The 20,757-nt window shown below is 73.0% G+C and carries 19 protein-coding genes and 2 pseudogenes; 13 read left to right on the top strand and 8 right to left on the bottom strand.

The features are described from left to right. The first annotated feature begins 11 nt into the window (after positions 1-11). Both OG247_RS14845 and OG247_RS14840 read left to right on the top strand, forming a co-directional pair. Positions 12-371 (top strand): histidine triad nucleotide-binding protein, encoded by a 360-nt coding sequence (locus OG247_RS14845; protein WP_327252699.1) that lies wholly within the window; start codon positions 12-14, stop codon positions 369-371. Positions 372-374: 3 nt separating this feature from the next. Further along, positions 375-1,280: a ribonuclease Z gene (locus OG247_RS14840; protein ID WP_327252698.1), complete on the top strand. Its 906-nt coding sequence runs from the start codon at positions 375-377 to the stop codon at positions 1,278-1,280. A gap of 124 nt (positions 1,281-1,404) precedes the next feature. Here OG247_RS14840 and OG247_RS14835 read toward each other — a convergent pair whose 3' ends face one another. Further along, on the bottom strand, positions 1,405-2,796 hold the full coding sequence (locus OG247_RS14835; protein WP_327252697.1) for an MFS transporter: 1,392 nt from the start codon (positions 2,794-2,796) through the stop codon (positions 1,405-1,407). Between the two features lie 243 nt (positions 2,797-3,039). Here OG247_RS14835 and OG247_RS14830 point away from each other — a divergent pair, with 243 nt between their 5' ends. The 6 genes from OG247_RS14830 to OG247_RS14805 all read left to right on the top strand — a co-directional run bounded on the left by OG247_RS14830 (position 3,040) and on the right by OG247_RS14805 (position 8,208). After that, on the top strand, positions 3,040-4,137 hold the full coding sequence (locus OG247_RS14830) for a carbohydrate kinase family protein (protein WP_442813284.1): 1,098 nt from the start codon (positions 3,040-3,042) through the stop codon (positions 4,135-4,137). A gap of 199 nt (positions 4,138-4,336) precedes the next feature. Then, the gene (locus tag OG247_RS14825; protein WP_327252696.1) at positions 4,337-5,383 is read left to right on the top strand and encodes a PhoH family protein; all 1,047 of its coding nucleotides are present in this window, start codon (positions 4,337-4,339) and stop codon (positions 5,381-5,383) included. Positions 5,384-5,396: 13 nt separating this feature from the next. Then, positions 5,397-5,894 (top strand): rRNA maturation RNase YbeY, encoded by a 498-nt coding sequence (gene ybeY / locus OG247_RS14820; protein WP_243334740.1) that lies wholly within the window; start codon positions 5,397-5,399, stop codon positions 5,892-5,894. Then, positions 5,891-7,198, top strand: a complete 1,308-nt coding sequence (locus tag OG247_RS14815) for a hemolysin family protein (protein ID WP_327252695.1) — start codon at positions 5,891-5,893, stop codon at positions 7,196-7,198. Before ybeY ends, OG247_RS14815 begins: the two co-directional genes overlap by 4 nt. After that, on the top strand, positions 7,195-7,557 hold the full coding sequence (locus tag OG247_RS14810; RefSeq protein ID WP_327252694.1) for an MmcQ/YjbR family DNA-binding protein: 363 nt from the start codon (positions 7,195-7,197) through the stop codon (positions 7,555-7,557). Before OG247_RS14815 ends, OG247_RS14810 begins: the two co-directional genes overlap by 4 nt. Positions 7,558-7,851: 294 nt before the next feature. Then, positions 7,852-8,208, top strand: a complete 357-nt coding sequence (locus OG247_RS14805) for a cytidine deaminase (protein WP_243334727.1) — start codon at positions 7,852-7,854, stop codon at positions 8,206-8,208. A gap of 27 nt (positions 8,209-8,235) precedes the next feature. On the opposite strand, the gene OG247_RS14800 is transcribed toward OG247_RS14805, so the two are convergent. Then, positions 8,236-9,492, bottom strand: coding sequence for an MFS transporter (locus OG247_RS14800; RefSeq protein ID WP_327257478.1), 1,257 nt, complete (start codon positions 9,490-9,492; stop codon positions 8,236-8,238). A gap of 200 nt (positions 9,493-9,692) precedes the next feature. On the opposite strand from OG247_RS14800, the gene OG247_RS14795 reads away from it, so the two are divergent. From OG247_RS14795 to era, 4 genes and pseudogenes are all read left to right on the top strand, one after another. Further along, positions 9,693-10,733 (top strand): GlxA family transcriptional regulator, encoded by a 1,041-nt coding sequence (locus OG247_RS14795; protein WP_327252693.1) that lies wholly within the window; start codon positions 9,693-9,695, stop codon positions 10,731-10,733. Between the two features lie 132 nt (positions 10,734-10,865). Further along, positions 10,866-12,311, top strand: a complete 1,446-nt coding sequence (locus OG247_RS14790) for a beta-xylosidase (protein ID WP_327252692.1) — start codon at positions 10,866-10,868, stop codon at positions 12,309-12,311. Next, positions 12,308-13,123: pseudogene (locus OG247_RS14785) on the top strand (WxL protein peptidoglycan domain-containing protein); the annotation flags it as partial. The gene OG247_RS14790 and the pseudogene OG247_RS14785, both read left to right, overlap by 4 nt. A gap of 519 nt (positions 13,124-13,642) precedes the next feature. Beyond that, complete coding sequence (era, locus tag OG247_RS14780) at positions 13,643-14,593, top strand: GTPase Era (RefSeq protein WP_374213701.1); 951 nt, start codon at positions 13,643-13,645, stop codon at positions 14,591-14,593. A 54-nt stretch (positions 14,594-14,647) separates the two neighbouring features. Here era and OG247_RS14775 read toward each other — a convergent pair whose 3' ends face one another. From OG247_RS14775 to OG247_RS14760, 4 genes are all read right to left on the bottom strand, one after another. After that, a complete protein-coding gene (locus tag OG247_RS14775; RefSeq protein ID WP_327252691.1) occupies positions 14,648-15,319 on the bottom strand; it encodes a class I SAM-dependent methyltransferase in 672 nt (223 codons plus the stop codon). Between the two features lie 214 nt (positions 15,320-15,533). Then, a complete protein-coding gene (locus OG247_RS14770) occupies positions 15,534-16,373 on the bottom strand; it encodes a GNAT family N-acetyltransferase (RefSeq protein WP_327252690.1) in 840 nt (279 codons plus the stop codon). Positions 16,374-16,400: 27 nt separating this feature from the next. Beyond that, complete coding sequence (locus OG247_RS14765) at positions 16,401-16,670, bottom strand: protealysin inhibitor emfourin (protein ID WP_327252689.1); 270 nt, start codon at positions 16,668-16,670, stop codon at positions 16,401-16,403. A 24-nt stretch (positions 16,671-16,694) separates the two neighbouring features. Next, positions 16,695-17,750 carry a M4 family metallopeptidase gene (locus OG247_RS14760; protein ID WP_327252688.1) on the bottom strand — a complete coding sequence of 352 codons (1,056 nt, stop codon included), beginning with the start codon at positions 17,748-17,750 and terminating at the stop codon, positions 16,695-16,697. A 604-nt stretch (positions 17,751-18,354) separates the two neighbouring features. Here OG247_RS14760 and leuA point away from each other — a divergent pair. Continuing rightward, positions 18,355-20,127, top strand: coding sequence for a 2-isopropylmalate synthase (leuA, locus tag OG247_RS14755; RefSeq protein WP_327252687.1), 1,773 nt, complete (start codon positions 18,355-18,357; stop codon positions 20,125-20,127). Positions 20,128-20,195: 68 nt separating this feature from the next. Here leuA and OG247_RS14750 read toward each other — a convergent pair whose 3' ends face one another. Then, on the bottom strand, positions 20,196-20,417 hold the full coding sequence (locus tag OG247_RS14750; RefSeq protein ID WP_327252686.1) for an SDR family NAD(P)-dependent oxidoreductase: 222 nt from the start codon (positions 20,415-20,417) through the stop codon (positions 20,196-20,198). A 64-nt stretch (positions 20,418-20,481) separates the two neighbouring features. Next, positions 20,482-20,700 (bottom strand): annotated as a pseudogene (locus tag OG247_RS14745) (SDR family NAD(P)-dependent oxidoreductase); the annotation flags it as partial. Positions 20,701-20,757 lie beyond the last annotated feature (57 nt).

Raw genomic sequence — 20,757 nt, 5'->3', positions numbered from 1 at the left:
GGGCTCAGCACATGGCCGGGGAACCGCAGGCCGACTGCCTGTTCTGCAAGATCGTCGCAGGGAACATCCCCGCGACGGTCGTCCGGGAGACGGACACCACCGTCGCCTTCCGGGACATCAACCCGCAGGCGCCCACCCACGTCCTCGTCATCCCGAAGGTGCACTACCCCGACGCCGCCTCCCTCGCGGCCGCGGAGCCCGGGATCGCCGCCGACGTCCTGAGCGAGGCCGGCCGCATCGCCGCCGACGAGAAGATCGTCGAGCACGGCTACCGCGTCGTCTTCAACACCGGCGCCGGCGCCGGCCAGACCGTCTTCCACGCCCACGCGCACGTCCTCGGCGGGCGCGGGCTTCAGTGGCCCCCCGGTTAAGACGTGTCCGTACGAGAACTCGTGGTCCTCGGCACCGCCAGCCAGGTGCCCACCCGCCACCGCAACCACAACGGCTACCTGCTGCGCTGGGACGGCGAGGGCATCCTCTTCGATCCCGGCGAGGGCACCCAGCGCCAGATGCTCCGCGCCGGGGTGGCCGCGCACGACATCAACCGGATCTGTGTCACCCACTTCCACGGGGACCACAGCCTCGGCCTCGCCGGAGTCATCCAGCGGATCAACCTCGACCGGGTCCCGCACCCCGTCACCGCCCACTACCCGGCCTCCGGGCAGAAGTTCTTCGACCGGCTGCGGTACGCCACGGCCTACCGCGAGACCGTGCAGCTCGCCGAGGAGCCGGTGGCCGGGGACGGGATCCTGGCGCGCGGGGACGCGTACACCCTGGACGCCGTACGGCTCTCCCACCCGGTGGAATCCTTCGGCTACCGGGTCACCGAGCCCGACGGACGCCGGATACGGCCCGAGCTGCTCGCGCTCCACGGGATCAAGGGGCCGGACGTGGGCCGGATCCAGCGCGAGGGCGGCCTCGGCGGGGTCACCCTCGAGGAGGTCAGCGAGGCACGTCCCGGACAGCGGTTCGCCTTCGTCATGGACACCCGGCTCTGCGAGGGCGTCGAGGTGCTCGCGGCGGGCTGCGACATGCTGGTGATCGAGTCGACCTTCCTCGACGAGGACGTCCAACTGGCCACCGACCACGGGCACCTCACCGCGGGGCAGGCGGCGCGGGTGGCCCGGGACGGGGGAGTGCGGCACCTCGTGCTGACGCACTTCTCGCAGCGCTACGGTGATCCGTCGGAGTTCGAACGCCAGGCGCGCGCGGCCGGCTTCGAGGGGGAGCTCACGATCGCAGCCGACCTCGTACGGGTCCCCGTGCCCAAGCGGGCCTGATAGCGGGCCCGCCCCCGGGCCAGGGGCCCTGCGGGGCCTGTCCCCTACCCACCCTTCCACCGTTCCCCGGGCTCCGCCCCAGGGAACGGCGGAAGGGCGGGTCGGGGGCCTCGCCCCGCAGGGCCTAGACGCCGGTGCGGGTCCGCTTGCGGGTGCGCTCCCGGGCCCGGCGGGCCGCCGCCGGGGAGAGCAGCAGGACCCGGAGCGGCGGGAGGCGCAGCGGGCGGGCGCGGAGCGGTGCGAGCTCCACGACCTCCAGCTCCTGCGCGCCGACCCTCGGCACCGAACCGGCCGGCGTCCCGGCCCCGGCGGCGAGCACGGCCGCCGGGGCCCCGCCGCGCCGGCGCACCGAGCCGGGGGTCAGCGGGCGTCCGCCGACGTGCAGGGCGACCGCGGTCATCGGCCCGGCCACCGCCAGCAGCAGCCCACCCAGGACCAGGCCCATGCCGGGGAAGCCCGCACCCTCGGCGAGCAGGCTCCCGGTGACGGGCCCGCAGGCCACGCCGAGCGAGGACGCGGAACCGACCAGGACGGCCCAGCGCCCGCGCGGGTCGAGGGCGGCGGCGAGGCCGATGGCGTAGGAGAGCACGACGGGGTAGACCGCGTTCCACAGGATCTCCCCGGCCGCGAAGGAGCCCAGGTCCCGGGCGTGCGAGGCCAGCACCACGCAGCAGGCGATGACCGCCGTGCCCACGCCCACCGGGACCGCCCGCCCGAGCCGGGCCCCCAGCGCGGAGGCGGCGGTGACCCCGAGCAGCCCGGCGCCGAGCGCGGCCGCGAAGACGACCCCGAGGGCGACCTCGGACAGGCCCGCCTGCTGGGCGCCGATGCGGCCGCTGACGCCCCAGAGGGCGTTCTGGGCCAGCGACCACAGCATCAGGGCCCCGGCGAGCACCACCCCGGCGCGCGGGTACGGCAGCCGACCGCAGACCCGTACGGCGCGGTCCGTGCGGGCCGCGCCGTCCGCGCGGTCGGCCCCTTCGAGGCGGCCCGCCGCCGGCCAGCACACCAGCGCGACCAGGGCGATCGCCGCGAACGGCAGCCAGTGCCCGCCGCCGAGCCGGGGCAGGGTCAGGTACAGGGCCCCGGCCGTGGCCGACACCGACAGCAGCCCCAGCGAGGAGGTCCGGTGCGGGTCGCGCTGCGCCGCGATCCCGGAGGCGGCCACGGCGGTGGTCGTGCCCGAACCGAAGCCGCCGAGGACGGCGCCCGCGATGACGAGGGGGAGCTGCGCGGTGGCGGCCGCCGTGCCGTACCCGAGGGCGGCGAGCAGCAGCCCGAGCCGGGCCAGCGGACGCGGTCCGTAGCGCGGGATGCGGGAGGCGAGGGTGAATCCCGCGGCGGCCGAGCCGAGCAGCAGGACCGAGCCGATCAGTCCGGCCTGTGCGGGGCTCAGCGGGAGGTGTGCGTCGAGCCGGCCGACGACGGTCGGCAGCAGGTACGGGGCGACGTAACCGGAGGTGAAGAGCGCGACGAGCGGCCAGGCGGCGGGCGGCGCGGGGGTGCGGTCGAGCACGGATGTTCCAGGTGGTGCAGGTGGAGCATGAGATTCCGCAAGAGCGCGGGGCTCATATCTATCAAGCGGCCGGAGGCTCCGAGAAGAGCGTTCGGGCGGTGATCTGCGTCACACTGTAGGCCGGGTCCTCCCGGTCGGGAGGGCCTCAAGGCGGACTCGGGTTGGGCTCAACGAGGAGTTGAGCCCAATGCAGGAACGACTCGCCAAGATCAGAACACGCGCCGACCGAACGGGGAGTACATCGTGACCAGTCGCAGCAGCCGGGACAGCCTCGATTCCGCCGTGGACCCCCTCGGTCCGCTGCGCGACCCCCAAGAACCCGGCTGCGACGTCTTCCTGACGGGCACGGTCTTCCTCGACATCATCTTCACCGGCCTCGACTCGGCCCCCGTGCGCGGCACGGAGTCCTGGGCGCGCGGCATGGGGTCCAGTCCCGGCGGCGTCGCCAACATGGCCACCGCCCTCGCCCGGCTCGGCCTGCGCACCTCCCTGGCCGCCGCCTTCGGGGACGACCACTACGGGGAGTACTGCTGGGACGCCCTCGAGCAGGGCGAGGGCATCGACCTGTCGATGTCGCGGACCGTGCCCGGCTGGCACAGCCCCGTCACCGTCTCGATGGCGTACGAGGGCGAGCGCACGATGGTCTCCCACGGCCACGAGGCCCCGCTCCCGGCGGGCCCCGGACCCTTCCCCCAGTGCCCGCCCCGCGCCCGCGCGGCCGTGGCCTCGCTCGGCCCGGGCGGCGGCGAGGCCTGGGTCGCCGAGGCGGCCCGGCGCGGGGCCAGGGTCTTCGCCGACGTCGGCTGGGACGACAGCGGGCGCTGGGACCTGGGGGCGCTGGCCGATCTGGAGCACTGCGAGGCCTTCCTGCCCAACGCGGGGGAGGCCATGGCCTACACGCGCACCGACTGCCCGCGCGCGGCGGCCCGGGCACTGGCCGAGAAGGTGCCGATCGCGGTGGTGACGATGGGCGCCGAGGGCTCGTACGCGGTGGACGGGCGGACCGGGGAGACGGCCGAGGTCCCCGCGATCGCGGTCGACGCCCTGGACCCGACCGGCGCGGGCGACGTGTACGTCGCGGGCTTCCTGACCGGCACCCTCGCCGAGTGGCCGCTCGCGGACCGGCTCGCCTTCGCGGGCCTGACGGCCGCCCTGTCGGTGCAGGAGTTCGGCGGCTCCCTGTCGGCCCCCGGCTGGCCGGAGGTGGCCCACTGGTGGCGCGCCGCCCCGGAGGCCCTGCGCGACCGGTACGGCTTCCTGGACGGCCTCGTTCCGCGGGCCGCCGCCCCGGCCAGCCGCCGCCGGGCGGTCCCGACGATCGGCTTCCGCCAGTCGGCGTAGGGCCCGGCCGGCCGGGGGACGCGGCGGGGCCGCGCCCCGGCCCCGCCGCCGCGGAGGGGCCGACGTGGGCCGGGCCCCGTAGGGGACCCCGTAAAACCCCTCGGGGATGGCGGGGCGGCGACGTAGGCTTGGAAGTCCGGTGGCCGTCGATCGGCGCGGCCCCTCAGTGGGAGGTATGCGCAGGCCACAGTGCCGGCCCATGACTCAGACACCGACAGGCAAGACCCCCGCGCCGGGGCAGGCGCGAGCCCACTTCTCCGTACCGGCCACCCATCCGATGGTGTCCGTCCTCGGCTCGGGCGACGCCCTGCTGCGCGTGATCGAGAAGGCCTTCCCGAGGGCCGACATCCATGTTCGGGGCAATCAGGTCAGCGCGATCGGCGCGGCGGCGGAAGTCGCTCTGATCCAGCGCCTGTTCGACGAGATGATGCTGGTGCTCCGCACCGGGCAGCCGATGACGGAGGACGCAGTGGAACGCTCGATCGCCATGCTCAAGTCGAGCGGCAACGGCGAGGGCCCGGACGAGACGCCCGCCGAGGTGCTCACCCAGAACATCCTCTCCAGCCGCGGCCGGACCATCCGTCCCAAGACGCTCAACCAGAAGCGGTACGTCGACGCGATCGACAAGCACACGATCGTCTTCGGCATCGGCCCCGCCGGTACCGGCAAGACCTACCTCGCCATGGCCAAGGCGGTCCAGGCCCTGCAGTCCAAGCAGGTCAGCCGGATCATCCTGACCCGCCCGGCGGTCGAGGCGGGCGAGCGCCTGGGCTTCCTCCCCGGCACCCTCTTCGACAAGATCGACCCGTACCTGCGGCCGCTCTACGACGCCCTGCACGACATGATCGACCCGGACTCGATCCCGCGGCTGATGGCGGCCGGGACCATCGAGGTGGCGCCGCTGGCCTACATGCGCGGCCGCACCCTCAACGAGGCGTTCGTCGTCCTCGACGAGGCGCAGAACACCACACCCGAGCAGATGAAGATGTTCCTGACCCGGCTCGGGTTCGACTCGAAGATCGTCGTCACCGGCGACGTGACCCAGGTCGACCTCCCGGGTGGCGCCAAGAGCGGTCTGCGGCAGGTGCAGGACATCCTCGAAGGGGTGCCGGACATCGCCTTCTCGCGGCTCACGTCCGAGGATGTCGTCCGGCACAAGCTGGTCGGCCGTATCGTCGACGCGTACGAGAAGTACGACGACAGCCAGGACGCGAAGCAGTCGCGGAACGGCTTCCAGCGGAAGTAGAAATCAGCGCACCATGTCGATCGACGTCAACAACGAGTCCGGAACCGATGTCGACGAGCGGGCGATCCTCGACATCGCCCGCTACGCACTCGCCCGGATGCGGATCCACCCGCTCTCGGAGCTCTCCGTCATCGTCGTCGACGAGGACGCGATGGAGCAGCTCCACATCCAGTGGATGGACCTGCCCGGACCCACCGACGTCATGTCCTTCCCGATGGACGAGCTGCGTCCGCCGAAGAAGGACGAGGAGGAGCCCCCGCAGGGGCTCCTCGGTGACATCGTGCTCTGCCCCGAAGTCGCCAAGAAGCAGGGGGAGGACGCGCCGACGCAGCACTCCATGGACGAGGAGCTCCAGCTCCTGACCGTCCACGGGGTGCTGCACCTGCTCGGGTACGACCACGAGGAGCCGGACGAGAAGGCGGAGATGTTCGGCCTCCAGGCGGCCATCGTCGACGGCTGGCGCGGTGAGAACGGCGTGACCGGCCCGTCCCCGGCGCCGACCGTCTCATGACCGGTGACCTCCAGCTGATCACCGGGGCCGTCCTGCTGGTCGTGGTGGCCTGGTTCGCCGCGTGCGCCGAGTCCGGGATCGCCCGGATCTCCGCCTTCCGCGCCGAACAGGCCGTACGGGAGGGCCGGCGCGGCAGCGCGAAGCTGGCCCAGGTCGCCGGAGACCCCACCCGCTACGTCAATGTCGCGCTGCTGGTCCGGGTCACCTGCGAGATGGCGGCGGGCGTGCTCGTCACGTACGTCTGCCTCGACGAGTTCGGGGAGAACTGGACCGCACTGCTCGTGGCCATCGCCGTGATGGTGCTCGTGTCCTACGTGGCCGTCGGGGTGTCCCCGCGCACCATCGGCCGGCAGCACCCGCTGAACACGGCGACCGCCGCGTCCTACGTCCTCGTACCGCTCGCCCGGATCATGGGGCCGATCCCGCAGTTGCTGATCCTCCTCGGCAACGCGCTCACGCCCGGGAAGGGCTTCCGCAAGGGGCCCTTCGCCTCCGAGGCGGAGCTGCGCGCGATGGTCGACCTCGCGGAGAAGGAATCGCTGATCGAGGACGACGAGCGCCGCATGGTGCACCAGGTCTTCGAGCTGGGCGACACCCTCGTGCGCGAGGTCATGGTGCCGCGCACCGACCTGGTCTGCATCGAGCGGTACAAGACGGTGCGTCAGGCGACCACGCTCGCGCTGCGGTCCGGTTTCTCGCGGATCCCGGTGACCGGGGAGAACGAGGACGACATCGTCGGCATCGTGTACCTGAAGGACCTGGTCCGCAAGACGCACATCAGCCGGGACGCCGAGAGCGACCTGGTCTCCACGGCGATAAGGCCCGCGGTGTTCGTGCCGGACACCAAGAACGCGGGCGACCTGCTGCGCGAGATGCAGTCGGTACGCAACCACGTGGCGGTCGTCATCGACGAGTACGGCGGCACCGCCGGCATCGTCACCATCGAGGACATCCTGGAGGAGATCGTCGGCGAGATCACCGACGAGTACGACCGGGAGATCGCGCCCGTGGAGGAACTGGGCGGGGACCGCTACCGGGTGACCGCGCGGCTGGACATCACCGACCTCGGCGAGCTGTTCAAGGTGGACTCCTTCGACGACGAGGACGTGGAGACGGTCGGCGGACTGCTCGCCAAGGCGCTCGGCCGGGTGCCGATCGCCGGCGCCTCGGCGGTGGTGGACCTGCCGGACGGGCGGCCGCTGCGGCTGACGGCGGAGTCCCCGGCGGGGCGGCGGAACAAGATCGTGACCGTGCTGGTGGAGCCGGTGGTTCCGGTGGAGGGCCAGGAAGGGGAGACGGAGTGACGCCGGCGGAGCTGCGCGCCTTCTGTCTGGGGTTCAACGCGGCGGTGGAGGAGTTCCCCTTCACCCCGGAGACCTCGGTGTTCAAGGTGCTGGGGAAGATGTTCGCGCTGAGCGCGCTGGACGCCGACCCGCTGAAGGTCAACCTCAAGTGCGACCCGGAGCAGGCGGTGCGGCTGCGTTCGGAGCACGAGGCGGTCGTGCCGGGCTGGCACATGAACAAGCGGCACTGGAACACGGTGACCGCGGGCGGGCCGGGTGCGCTGCCCGACGCGCTGGTCCGGGAGCTGGTCGAGGATTCGTACGACCTGGTGGTCGCGGGTCTGCCGAGGGCGGAGCGGCTGCGGCTCGACAGGCCGTAGCGGCGGGGGCCGGCCGGGGCCGACCCGGGTCTGCCGGGGCCGGTCGGCCTCGGGGTTTCCGGCTCCCGGCTTCCCGGCCCCCCGACTTCCCGGCCCCCCGGCGTTCCGGGTCGTGGAATCCGGGAAGGGTCCAAGGTCGTGGATCACAGGACCTTCGGGGCCGCGCCTCCGCTTACGCAGCGCTTAGTTTTATCCCTGCCGCCAAGATCCCGGGGGGACACCGGGGGTGGAGGGGAGAGCGCGTCCGCGGGGTCGTCGTGCGGCCCCGCGGACGCGCTCCATATGCTTCGGGCTATGACCGACAGCACCGGGATCGACCCCGAAGACACCAAGATCATCACATTGGCGCGCAGCGCCCGGGCCCGCAACGGCGTGCCCGAGGGGGCGGCGGTCCGGGACGAGACCGGCCGTACGTACGTCGCCGGAACCGTGGCGCTGGACTCCCTGAAGCTGAGCGCGCTCCAGACGGCCGTCGCGATGGCCGTGGCCAGCGGCGCCCAGTCCCTGGAGGCGGCAGCCGTGGTCAGCGCCGCCGAGGCCCCCTCCGACGCCGACCGCGCGGCGGTCCGTGACCTCGGCGGCCCGGACACTCCGGTCCTCCTGGCGGGCCCGGACGGCACCCTGAAGTCGACGACTCCCGCCGGAGCCTAAGCCGTAGCCGCCGGGCCGCCCGGGCCGTCAGGTCCGGGCGGCCTCGGCGGAGGTCCGCCGGCGGATGACCATCGCCATCAGGGCGGCCATCGCGCACAGGGCGCCCGAGGCGTACCAGACGGGGTCGTACGAGCCGAAGGCGTCGCGGGCCAGCCCGCCGAGGAAGGCCACCACCGCCGCGCCGATCTGGTGCGAGGCCAGGACCCAGCCGAAGACGATGGCGCCGTCCTCGCCGTAGTGCTCGCGGCACAGGGCGATCGTCGGCGGGACCGTCGCGACCCAGTCCAGGCCGTAGAAGACGATGAAGAAGATCATCGGCGGGTGCACGGTCGGGGCCAGCAGCATCGGGAGGAAGAGCAGCGAGACCCCGCGCAGGGCGTAGTAGACGGCGAGGAGGCGGCGCGATTCGAAGCGGTCCGTCAGCCAGCCGGAGAACACCGTGCCGATCACGTCGAACACGCCGATCACGGCGAGGAGCCCGGCCGCGGCCGTCACCGGCATGCCGTGGTCGTGGGCCGACGGGACGAAGTGGGTCTTCACCAGCCCGTTGGTCGAGGCCCCGCAGATCGCGAAGGTGCCCGCCAGCAGCCAGAAGGGGCCGGTCCGGGCCGCCTTGGCCAGTACCCCCAGGGCCCGGCGGGCGGCGCCGGGGACGGGTGCGGGCTTGGGCGTGTACGCGCCCCCGTACGGGGTGGTCCCGATGTCCGCCGGGTGGTCGCGCAGCAGCAGCCAGACGAAGGGCACGACGGCGAGGGCCGCCAGCGAGACGGTGACCGCCGCAGGGCGCCAGCCGTGGTTCTCGACCAGCCAGGCCAGCAGCGGCAGGAACACCAGCTGGCCGGAGGCCCCGGCGGCGGTCAGGATGCCGGTGACCAGGCCGCGCCGGGCGGTGAACCAGCGGTTGGTCACCGTCGCGGCGAAGGCCAGGGCCATCGAGCCGCTGCCCAGGCCGACCAGGACGCCCCAGTACAGGATCAGTTGCCAGGAGGTGGTCATCCACACGGTGGCCACCGAGCCGGCGGCTATGACGGTCAGCGCGAGGGCGACGACCCTGCGGATGCCGAAGCGGTCCATCAGCGCGGCGGCGAACGGCGCGGTGAGCCCGTACAGCGCGAGGTTCACGGAGACGGCGAGGCCGATCGTGCCGCGCGACCAGTCGAACTCCTCGTGCAGCGGCTCGATGAGCAGTCCGGGGAGCGAGGCGAAGGCGGCGGCGCCGATGATCGTCACGAAGGCGACGGCCGCGACGAACCAGGCGCGGTGGACGCGGTGCGGCCCCCGCAGCGGTGCGCCGGCCGTGGAGTCGGGTCCGGCCGCCGGGCCGGAGGCGGGCGTCGGTGCGGGGGAGGCGTCGCGGTAGGCGTCGGGGGAGGTGCCTGGGGAGGGGCCGGGGCCCGGGTCTGTCTGCGTCACGTCGACAGTTTCCGGCCGCCGGGGACCCGTACGACAGTGGCCTGACCGACACCCTTCGATATGATCGGGCCATGGAGACTCGTGCGCACCGTGTCCACCGTGTTGTCGTACTGGCCCTCTCCGGCCTGCTGCCCTTCGAGCTCGGGATCCCGCACCGGATCTTCGGGCGGGCGAAGGATCCCGCCGGGCAGCCGCTGTACGAGATCCTCACCTGCGGGCTCGCCCCCGGCCGGGTCCCCACGGACGCCGACTTCGACATCCACGTCGAGCACGGTCCCGAACTGCTGGCCACGGCCGACACGGTGGTGGTCCCCGCCTCCTACGAGCTGGGACCGGTCCACGACGAGGGCCGGCTCACCCCCGAACTGGCCGCCGCCCTCGCGCACATCAGGCCCGGCACCCGGCTCGTCTCCATCTGCACCGGCGGCTACGTCCTGGCCGCCGCCGGGTACCTGGACGGCCGCCGGGCCACCACCCACTGGTCCGCCGCCGAGCACTTCCAGCAGACCTTCCCGGCCGTCCTGGTCGACCCGGGCGTGCTCTACACCGACGACGGGGACGTGCTCACCTCCGCCGGAGTCGCCGCCGGGATCGACCTGTGCCTGCACATCGTGCGCCGCGACCACGGCGCGGCCGTCGCCAACGACGTGGCCCGGCGCACCGTCGTACCGCCGCACCGCGAGGGCGGGCAGGCGCAGTTCATCGAGCGCCCGGTGCCGCAGCCGCAGCGGTCGGCCACCACCGCGGCCCGCGCCTGGGTACTGGATCGGCTGCACGAACCGCTGCGGCTGACCGACCTGGCGCGGCAGGAGGCGATGTCCGTACGGACCTTCACGCGCAGGTTCCGCGAGGAATCGGGGCTCAGCCCGGGCGAATGGATCGTCGGGCAGCGGGTGGAGCGGGCCCGGGCGCTGCTGGAGCGGACCGACCTGCCGATGGAACACGTGGCCCGTGAGGCGGGCTTCGGGACCGCGCAGTCGCTGCGCAAACACGTGCAGGCGGCGCTCGGCGTGAGCCCGACGGCCTACCGGCGGACCTTCCGGGAGGCCGCACCCGGCACCATGCTGCCATCTCCTGATGGGACATCAGTTGGTGCCGGGTCCGTGCATTGACATATCCCCCCGCCCGCTCGTGAATGGCCCCCTGGCGGGGTACGGGATCCCAGGGGGCGGTCAGTGCGGACTTCGGCGCGAACGACGGCGCGGACAACGGCGCGGCACAGGGGGTGGTCGGCGGCCGTCGGCATGGCGGTCCTGGCCGCCGCGACCGGGGGAGCGCTGAGCGCGCCCGCCGCCGCGGAGGGGGAGACGCCCGCGGGGCAGGTCGAGTTTCCCACGCACTGCCTGCCGCCGCAGGAAGCCGGGCTGCCGCCGGCCGACGGGCCCACCACCGCACGGATCACCGTCGACGACTCCACACCGCGCGTGGGCGACACCGTCACCGTCACCTACCAGGTCACCCGGACCCCCGCCGTGAACCCGCTCTCCGTCGGCCTGCCCGCCGACGTCCTCACCCCGACCGGGCGCATCGTGCTCGGGGGCGTGCAGCAGGGCGAGGTCACGGTCGTCGGGGCCAAGCGCAACGATCCGGTCGAGCCGGGCGGGGCGCTGCCCGCCGTCACCATGACCGGCACCTTCACCGTCACCGCCCCCGGCGAGATCACCCTGGCCCCGGGCGGCTACACCCTGCACACCGGCCACCTGCTCGAACTGGACACCGTCTGCGCCGGCGCCTTCGGGAGCGTGCCGCCGGGACCGGACCCGACACCGTCCGCGGAGCCCTCCGCGTCCGCCTCCGCCTCCGGGGTTGCGTCCGCGGGGCCGTCGCCGGTGTCACCGTCCGGGCCCGCCTCTCCGTCCCCGTCCGTGCCCCCGTCCACGGTGCCGCTGCCGGCCGGGCCGCCGGTCGCGCAGCGGATCACCGCGAGCCCGCTGCCGACGGCCAACCTGCGCGCCGTCGCGCTCGGTACGGCGGCGGGAGCCCCGGGCGCCAAGGTCAAGGTCACCGGAGCCGGCTTCGTCCCCGGCGCGGAGGTCACCGTGGCCGGCCGGGCGGGTACGGCCGAGACCGCCGACCTGGTCACCGCGAAGGCCGACGAGCTCGGCGTGGTCCTCGCGGAGCTGCCGGTCACGGACCGGGCGACCACCGCGGTCGTGGCGTACGAGGGTCCCGCCTGGACCCCGGAGCGGGGCTCGGGCCCGTCCGCGTACACGGTGATCGCCGCCGCCCCGCTGCCGCCGGGCAGCCAGACGGTGACGGCGGTCGTGCAGCCGGGCGAGCTCGGCATGAACCAGGAGGGCGACGCCGTGACCCTGGCCGCGGTCCCGTACGGGGACGGCGGAGCGGCGGCGGGCCGGATCGGCACCGTCACCGTGAAGGACGCCCGCGGCGGGCCGGCCGGGTGGTCCCTGATCGGCAAGGTCACCGACTTCACCGGCTCCGGCGGGGTCCGCATCCCGGGCGCCTCCCTGAGCTGGACCCCGACGTGCGCGGCCGCGCCCGGCAGCCCCAGCGCGTGTACGCCGGGCAGCGCGGGCACCGTCGGGCCGGACGGTGCGGTGCTGGCCTCCACCGGTGATGCCGCGCTCGTCGGCGGCACCTTCACCGTCGACGCGGGCGTCACCCTCCAGGTGCCCCCGTACACCCCGCCGGGCGCCTACACGGCGGTGCTGACGCTGACGTTGTCGTGACCCGGCCCGGCCGCGCCAGCACCCCTGTCCCGCTGCGCGGGGCCGCTTCCCCTACCCGCCCTTCCACCATCCCGCAGACTCCGTCCGGGGGGACCCCCAGCCGGGCGCTGCCCGGACCCCGGACCCCCTGGGGCTCCGCCCCAGACCCCGCTCCTCAAACGCCGGAGGGGCTGGATTCTCGTCGGCGTCAGCCGTATCCAGCCCCTCCGGCGTTTGAGGAGCGGGGGTCCGGGGGCCGGCCCCCGGCAACGGCGCCGCGCACGGCAGGGGTCCGGGCGGAGCCCGGGGAACGGGGGAAGGGCGGGGTGGGGAGAGGAACCCTCCGGGACCGCCCCGCGCGGGTATGGCGGCTCCGCGCCGCAGCCGCGGTAGCGGCACTGGCCGCGCGGCCACGGCAGCACCTGGCCGGGTCGACGACCGCCGCTGTGCTCGTCGGGCTCGGCATCCTTCTGCTCGGCGGAGCCGGACCCGCCGCGGCCGCCGACAACGGGCAGTGGTCCGTCCTGCCCGCCGCCAACAAGCTCGGGCAGCGCCCGTACTTCTACCTCGCCGCCGCTCCCGGCCAGGCCGTCACCGACTCCGTGACCATCGCCAACCGCACCGACCGGCCCCGCACCTTCCGCCTGTACGCCGCCGACGCCTACAACACCGCCCGCGACGGCGGCTTCGCCCTGCGCGGGCCCGGGGAACCGCGTACCGCGACGGGCGCCTGGACGGCGCTGGCGCGGGAGCGGATCACCGTCCCGGCGAAGACGGCGGTCGACGTCGGCTTCACCCTCACCGTCCCCGACCGGGCCGAACCGGGGGACCACCCCGGAGCCGTCGTCGCCCTGGAGGACCGGCCGGCCGACACCGCGGTGCGGGGGACCGCCGGACAGGGGATGGGGATTCAGCAGGCCGTCGCCGCCCGCCTCTACCTCCGGGTCACCGGTCCCACCGCCCCCGCCCTGGCCGTCGAGGACCTCCGCACCGACCGCCGTGGCACCGCCGGCGCGGAGATCTCGTACACGCTCCACAACCTCGGCAACGTCACCCTGCGGCCCCGAGCCACCCTGACCGCCTCCGGAGCCCTCGGCCGGAGCCTCCTTTCCCGCCCTCTCACCGGCCTGCCCACCGAGCTGCTGCCCGGGCAGCGGGTCCGGCTCACCGCACCCTGGGCGGACCCTCCCGCACTGGAATGGGCCGAGGTCACGGTGGTGGCGCGGGCCGACGGCGCGGCCGCCACCGCCACCGTCGGACACGCCGCGCACCCCGCCCTGAACGGCCTGCTGGCGGCCGCTCTCGCCCTCGTGGCGGCGGTCTGGTCGGCGCTGGGACCCGCATCGGGGAGAATGGCCCGTATGAGCGATCGTTCCCCCGAGACCACCAGCCCGCACCGTGCGGGCTTCGCATGCTTCGTCGGCCGTCCCAACGCGGGGAAGTCGACCCTGACCAACGCGCTCGTGGGTACCAAGGTCGCGATCACCTCCAACCGGCCGCAGACCACCCGCCACACGGTCCGCGGCATCGTGCACCGCCCCGACGCCCAGCTCGTCCTGGTCGACACGCCCGGCCTCCACAAGCCGCGCACCCTGCTCGGCGAGCGGCTGAACGACGTCGTGCGCGCGACCTGGTCCGAGGTCGACGTGATCGGCTTCTGCCTGCCCGCGGACCAGAAGCTCGGCCCCGGTGACAAGTTCATCGTCAAGGAGCTCGCGGGGATCAAGAAGACCCCCAAGATCGCCATCATCACCAAGACCGACCTCGTCGAGTCGAAGGTGGTGGGCGAGCAGCTCATCGCCGTGCACCAGCTCGCCGAGGAGCTGGGCTTCGAGTGGGCCGAGATCGTCCCCGTCTCGGCGGTCGGCGACACCCAGGTCCAGCTGCTGGCGGACCTGATCGCGCCGATGCTGCCGAAGAGCCCGCCGCTGTACCCGGAGGGCGACCTCACCGACGAGCCCGAGATGGTCATGGTCGCGGAGCTGATCCGCGAGGCCGCGCTGGAAGGCGTACGGGACGAGCTCCCGCACTCCATCGCCGTGGTCGTCGAGGAGATGATCCCCCGGGAGAACCGCCCGGCGGACCGTCCGCTGCTGGACATCCACGCGAACCTCTACATCGAGCGGCCGAGCCAGAAGGGCATCATCATCGGCCCGAAGGGCGCCCGCCTGAAGGAGGTCGGGATGAAGTCGCGCAAGCACATCGAGGCGCTGCTCGGCACCCCGGTCTTCCTCGACCTGCACGTGAAGGTCGCCAAGGACTGGCAGCGCGACCCCAAGCAGCTGCGCAAGCTGGGCTTCTAGCCACCGTCCCGTCCGGATCGGGCAAGGCCCATTCGGCGAACGGAGTCCGGCGCATCAAGAGGAGCGCCGCCGCACCTTCACCGCGTTGTCCGTACGGGTCCCGGGCCGGCCGTCAGGCTGGTTCTGGACCCGTACGTGTTCCTCCGCCAGCAGGACCTCCCAGGCGCCGGCCTCCAGTTCCAGCTGGGCGAGGACCTGGTCCGGAGTCGGGAAGTCCACCTCCGGGCGGTCCTCCTGCCAGGACGGCCAGCCCGCGTGGCCGACCACGAGCAGGATCCCGCCGGGGGCCACGGCCGCGGCGGCCCGGCGCAGGATCCGCTCGCGGGGGAACTCCCCGAAGGTGTGCAGGAAGCACGCGGAGACCAGGTCGTACTCCCCGGCCGGGAAGGACTCCGCGAGGTCGTGCCGCTCCCAGGCGGTACGGTCCGCGACCCCGGCTTCCGCGGCGTGGGCCGCCGCCCGCTCCAGGGCCACCCCGGAGATGTCCGTCCCGGTGACGTACCAGCCCTGCCGCGCGAGCCAGACGGCGTCGCCGCCCTCTCCGCAGCCGAGGTCCAGGGCCCGGCCGGCAGCGAGCGGGGCGGCCTCCCGGGCCAGCACTGCATTGGCCTCGCCGCTCCAGATCCTTTCGCTCTCGCGGTAGCGGGAGTCCCAGAACTCCTCGCCCACGAAGCCGGTCTCGGGGGATTCGGGGGAGTGGGGGGCGTGGTCGTGCGCGTGCGCCATGGCGGCCTCTTTCCGGTCGGTACGGGTACGGGTGCCCGCGCCTTTGATGCTCCGCCCGGACCACGGCCCCGGCCAAGCGACCTTGCCGTTCCGGCAAAACAACGGGCTCAGAGTTGCGCGGGACGCCCCCGGCCCGGACGACAGCGGCACGTTCAGGCGGCACCGTGATCAGGCGGCCACCGTGATCAGCCGGCCACGGTGATCAGTCGGCCGATCACAGCGGCCGGTCCGCGATCAGGGCCGTGCCCACGGAGCGGAAGCCGAGGCGGGCGTAGAGGCGGGCCACGTCCTCGTCGCCCGCCGACAGGAAGACCGTGCGGGCTCCGCGGGCCAGGGCGTCGGCGACCAGGGCCGCCGTCACGGCGAGGGCCAGGCCCTGGCGGCGGGCCGAGGGGAGAGTGCCGACACCGACCACCTCGGCGACGTCGCCGACCGGGACGTACTGGCCGGAGCAGAGCACCACTCCGTCCCGGACGGCCGCGGCCAGGGCGGTTCGGCCCGACTCGATCATCCCCGCGACCCGGACCCGGCGGCCTTCCGAGGCCGGATCCTTCTCCGCCACCGCGAGTTCCGCCGGGCCCGCCTCGCCCACCGCCGTGCCGGGCGCGGCGAAGGCCAGCATCGGTACCGTCACCGCGGGGCGCAGGAGCGGGTCGGCCGCGCCGAACACGCGTACATCGGGATGCGCGGGGAGCCGTACCGCCGTGGGGTCGAGCACCATCAGCGGATGCCCGTGGACGGTCAGCCCGGCGGCCTCGGCGGCGGACCGCAGGGAGGGGGTGGTTTCGGCCACCCACTCGAAGGCCTCGGGGACCTTGAGCTCCCGCTGCCGGGCCAGCACCCGCTCCACGTCGGCCACGGAGACGCCCTCGGCCACGGAGACGCCCTCGGCCGAGGGGGCGGCGAGCGTGGGCCGCGCGTAGTACGGCCAGCCGTCGCTCTCCTGGACGAAGAGGGTCAGCGGGCCGAAGTCCTCGGCCCGCGCCCCTCCCGCCCGGGGAGCCGTGTCGTAGTAGCGCTCGAGCTCGGGCAGACAATCGGAAGTCGTGGTCATCCGGCCATCCAAGCAAGCGAGGCCAGGTCAGGCACCCTCTTTAAGGACGCGGGAGATCAGCGAGCGCTGCGCGTCCGAGAGGTTCGGGTCCTGGCAGAGCACCGTCCGCCCGTCCACGGTGATCCGGTACGAGAAACCGTCCCGGACCCGGTCCGCCGGATGCCCCGGCGGACCGGGCCGCAGGGCCAGCTGGGCCAGCGCCTGCCACTCCTCCTCGTCGGGCAGGCCCGAGGTGTCCACCTCGCCGCGCCGCTCGATCCCCGCGAAGCCGCCCGTCCGCACCACCTGAATCCGCATGACCGCCCTCCTACCCCACGGCCCCTACCCCAAGCCGACCGTCGACCACGCCTTCTGCAGGGCCTGGTGTTCCGCGCCGCCGGCGCCGTACCGGGTGACGGCCGCGGCGGTCGTCAGGGCGGCGAACCGGGCGAAGTCCGCCTTCGGGCCCAGCTCCCCACCGGTCAGGGTGTCGTACCAGATCCGGCCGGCCCGCTCCCAGGCCTTGCCGCCGAGCTCGGTCGCGGCGAGGTAGAAGGCGTGGTTGGGGATGCCGGAGTTGATGTGCACCCCGCCGTTGTCCCGGGAGGTGCGGACGTAGTCGTCCATGGTCGCGGGCTGCGGGTCCTTGCCGAGCTCGTCGTCCTCGTACGCGGTCCCGGGCGCCTTCATCGACCGCAGGGCGAAGCCGCTGTCCACCGAGGGCCCGAGTAGTCCGGCGCCGATCAGCCAGTCGGCTTCCCCGGCCGTCTGGTCGAGGGAGTACTGCTTGATGAGGGAGCCGAAGACATCGGACATCGACTCGTTGAGCGCGCCGGACTGGCCGTAGTACTCCAGGTCGGCGGTGTGCTGGGTGACCCCGTGGGTCAGCTCGTGCCCGATGACGTCCACGGACACGGTGAAGTCGAGGAAGAGGTCGCCGTCGCCGTCGCCGAACACCATCTGGCTGCCGTCCCAGAAGGCGTTGTTGTACAGCCGGTCGTAGTGGACGGTGGCGTCCAGCGGCAGCCCGGCGTCGTCGATGGAGTGGCGGCCGAAGCCCTTGAAGAAGAGCTCGAAGGTGGCCCCGAGCCCGGCGTAGGCCCGGTTGACGCTGGCGTCCGTACCGGCGTCCTCGCCCTCGCCGCGGACCTTCTTCCCGGGCAGCCGGGTCTGGTGCTGCGCGTCGTAGATGGTCCGCTCGGGGCTGTCGGAGGGCGCGTCCCCGGCGGGCGGCAGCACCGCCATCAGCCGCCGGACCCGGTGGGAGGCATCCAGCTCGAGGGTCCGCCGGGCGGCGGCGGCCCGGGCGGGGTCCTCGGACTGGGCGATCTTGTTCAGGAGGTGCGGCGGCACCACGGTGCAGAAGACGGGGTGGCGGGAGGTGAGGAAGGCATCCATGCCCGGCAATGTGGCAGTGGGTCACGAGATTGTCACTAGATGCAACCATGATTCATTCGGTTGTGTCACATGTCCGTCGCGGGGGCGACGAGACTTGCGTTGCGGCGCATCACTGGCTGTGATGCGGCCGTCCGCGTCCGGCAGTCTCGCTGGTGCGGGACGGCTGGGACCGGTGACTGGGCCCCGCTTCGCCACAGCACTTGACCCGCGCCACCAGCTTCATGGTGGGTGGACGTGGTCACTCGTAAGGTCGGTCGAGTGGGGATCGCGTGTGCGTCACCGTGATCAGCGATGGTGCGATCGTATGGATGAATCGAATGCCCATGGGGGGATCGGCCTGACGTGGTGCACTAAAAGAGGCTTAGCTCACAAAGGGTGCAAAACGGACCTGCCGGTCTTGCATACTGAAACAGGTCCCGCATTACGGGGCGGCTCGGTTAGGCTCGGCCCATCATGCGTTTCGGGCTGCTCCTCCTTAGCTGCCGCGGCGAGGGCCTGTAGTCGTAGGCCGACCCCCTCCCCGCGGAGTTTGGTGTTGCGGTTTTGCGACCGTCCGTCGGCCGTCCCAGCGAACTACACGCGGACACGCGAGGAGCCCTACGTCATGAGCCAGCACACTTTTGTCGGTCGCCCCACGCCCATCACGAACGCGACCCACACCCAGAAGCCCTCCGGGATGCCCATCCACAAGTACGGCTCGTACGAGCAGGTGGACATCCCCGACCGCACCTGGCCCGAGGCCCGCGTCACCAAGGCGCCCCGCTGGCTCTCCACGGACCTGCGCGACGGCAACCAGTCGCTGATCGACCCGATGACCCCCGCCCGCAAGCGCGAGATGTTCGACCTGCTGGTGCGCATGGGCTACAAGGAGATCGAGGTCGGCTTCCCGTCTTCCGGTGAGACCGACTTCAACTTCGTGCGCTCCATCATCGAAGAGGGCGCGATCCCGGACGACGTGACCATCTCCGTGCTGACCCAGGCCCGCGAGGACCTGATCGAGCGGACCGTCGAGTCGCTGGTCGGCGCCAAGCGCGCCACCGTGCACCTGTACAACGCGACCGCCCCCACCTTCCGCCGGGTCGTGTTCCGCGGCTCCAAGGAGCAGATCAAGCAGATCGCCGTCGACGGCACCCGCCTGGTCATGGAGTACGCCGACAAGCTGCTGGGCGCCGACACCGTCTTCGGCTACCAATACAGCCCGGAGATCTTCACCGACACCGAGCTGGACTTCGCCCTGGAGGTCTGCGAGGCCGTCTGCGACGTCTGGCAGCCGTCCGAGGGCCGCGAGATCATCCTGAACCTGCCCGCCACGGTGGAGCGCTCGACGCCGTCCACCCACGCGGACCGCTTCGAGTGGATGGCCCGCAACCTGACCCGCCGCGCGCACATCTGCATCTCCGTGCACCCGCACAACGACCGCGGCACCGCCGTGGCGGCCGCCGAGCTGGCCCTGATGGCCGGCGCCGACCGCATCGAGGGCTGCCTGTTCGGGCAGGGCGAGCGCACCGGCAACGTCGACCTGATCACGCTGGGCATGAACCTGTTCTCCCAGGGCATCGACCCGCAGATCGACTTCTCGCAGATCGACGAGATCCGTCGCACCAGCGAGTACTGCAACCAGATGGAAGTACACCCGCGCCACCCCTACGCGGGCGATCTGGTCTACACCGCCTTCTCCGGCTCCCACCAGGACGCCATCAAGAAGGGCTTCGACGCCATGGAGGCGGACGCGGCAGCCCAGGGCAAGACGGTCGACGACCTCGAGTGGGCCGTCCCGTACCTGCCGATCGACCCGAAGGACGTCGGCCGCTCCTACGAGGCGGTCATCCGGGTCAACTCGCAGTCCGGCAAGGGCGGCATCGCGTACGTCCTGAAGAACGACCACAAGCTGGACCTGCCGCGCCGCATGCAGATCGAGTTCTCGCGGATCATCCAGGCCAAGACCGACTCCGAGGGCGGCGAGGTCACCCCGACCGCGATCTGGAACGTCTTCCAGGACGAGTACCTGCCCAACCCCGAGAATGCCGCGGCACAATGGGGTCGCATCCAGCTGCGCTCCGGCTCGACCGCCACCGATAAGGACGGCACCGACACGCTGACCGTCGAGGCCGTCGTGGACGGCGTCGAGGCCGTGCTGAACGGCACCGGCAACGGCCCGATCTCGGCCTTCTTCGACGCACTGGCCGCCATCGGCATCGACGCCCGCCTGCTGGACTACACCGAGCACACGATGAGCGAGGGCGCCTCCGCCGTCGCCGCCTCGTACATCGAGTGCGCGATCGACGGCCGCGTCCTGTGGGGCATCGGCATCGACGCGAACACCACCCGCGCCTCCCTGAAGGCGGTCATCTCCGCCGTCAACCGCGCGGGCCGCTGACCCGTACGCGAGCGAACCCCGCTCCTCCCCTTCCGGGAGGGGGCGGGGTTCCGCCGTTCCCGGGGGCCTCAGCGGGCCAGGTAGCCGCCGTCCACCGGCAGGACGACGCCCGTCACGAACGAGGCCGCGTCGGAGGCGAGGAAGGCGATGACGCGGGCCACCTCCTCCGGTTCGCCGAGCCGGCCCATAGGGTGGGCCGCCGTGACCTCCTCGAGGTACTCCGGCCCGCCCGGCTCGTCCGTCAGCGCGAGCACCCGCTCCGTACGGATGGTCCCGGGAACCCCGTACATCCGAAAGAGGGAGCACTCCGGCGTTCGCCACGGCGACGTCGAGCCGCCCGTACGCGCCGACCGCGGCCTCCACCATCGCGCGGTCGGCCTGTGGATCGGACACGTCACCGGTCACCACGGTGACCTCGAGGCCCTCGCCGGCCAGCTGGGCGGCGAGGGCCCGCAGGCCGGGGCCGTTGACATCGGACGCGGTCACCCGGGCCCCGGAGCGGGCCGGCGGCAGGGCCGTGGCCCGGCCGATGCCGCTCGCGGCTCCGGTCACCAGACAGGACTTCTCGTTCATGCGGCCGAGGGTAGGGAAGCCGGGGCGGCCTCGAGGACCGGCCGCCGGGACGGGCGG

The sequence above is a fragment of the Streptomyces sp. NBC_01244 genome, assembly GCF_035987325.1.
Classification (GTDB): Bacteria; Actinomycetota; Actinomycetes; order Streptomycetales; family Streptomycetaceae; genus Streptomyces.
The sequence above is the reverse complement of the archived record's forward strand: the minus strand, read 5'-3'. Positions and strand labels throughout refer to the sequence as shown.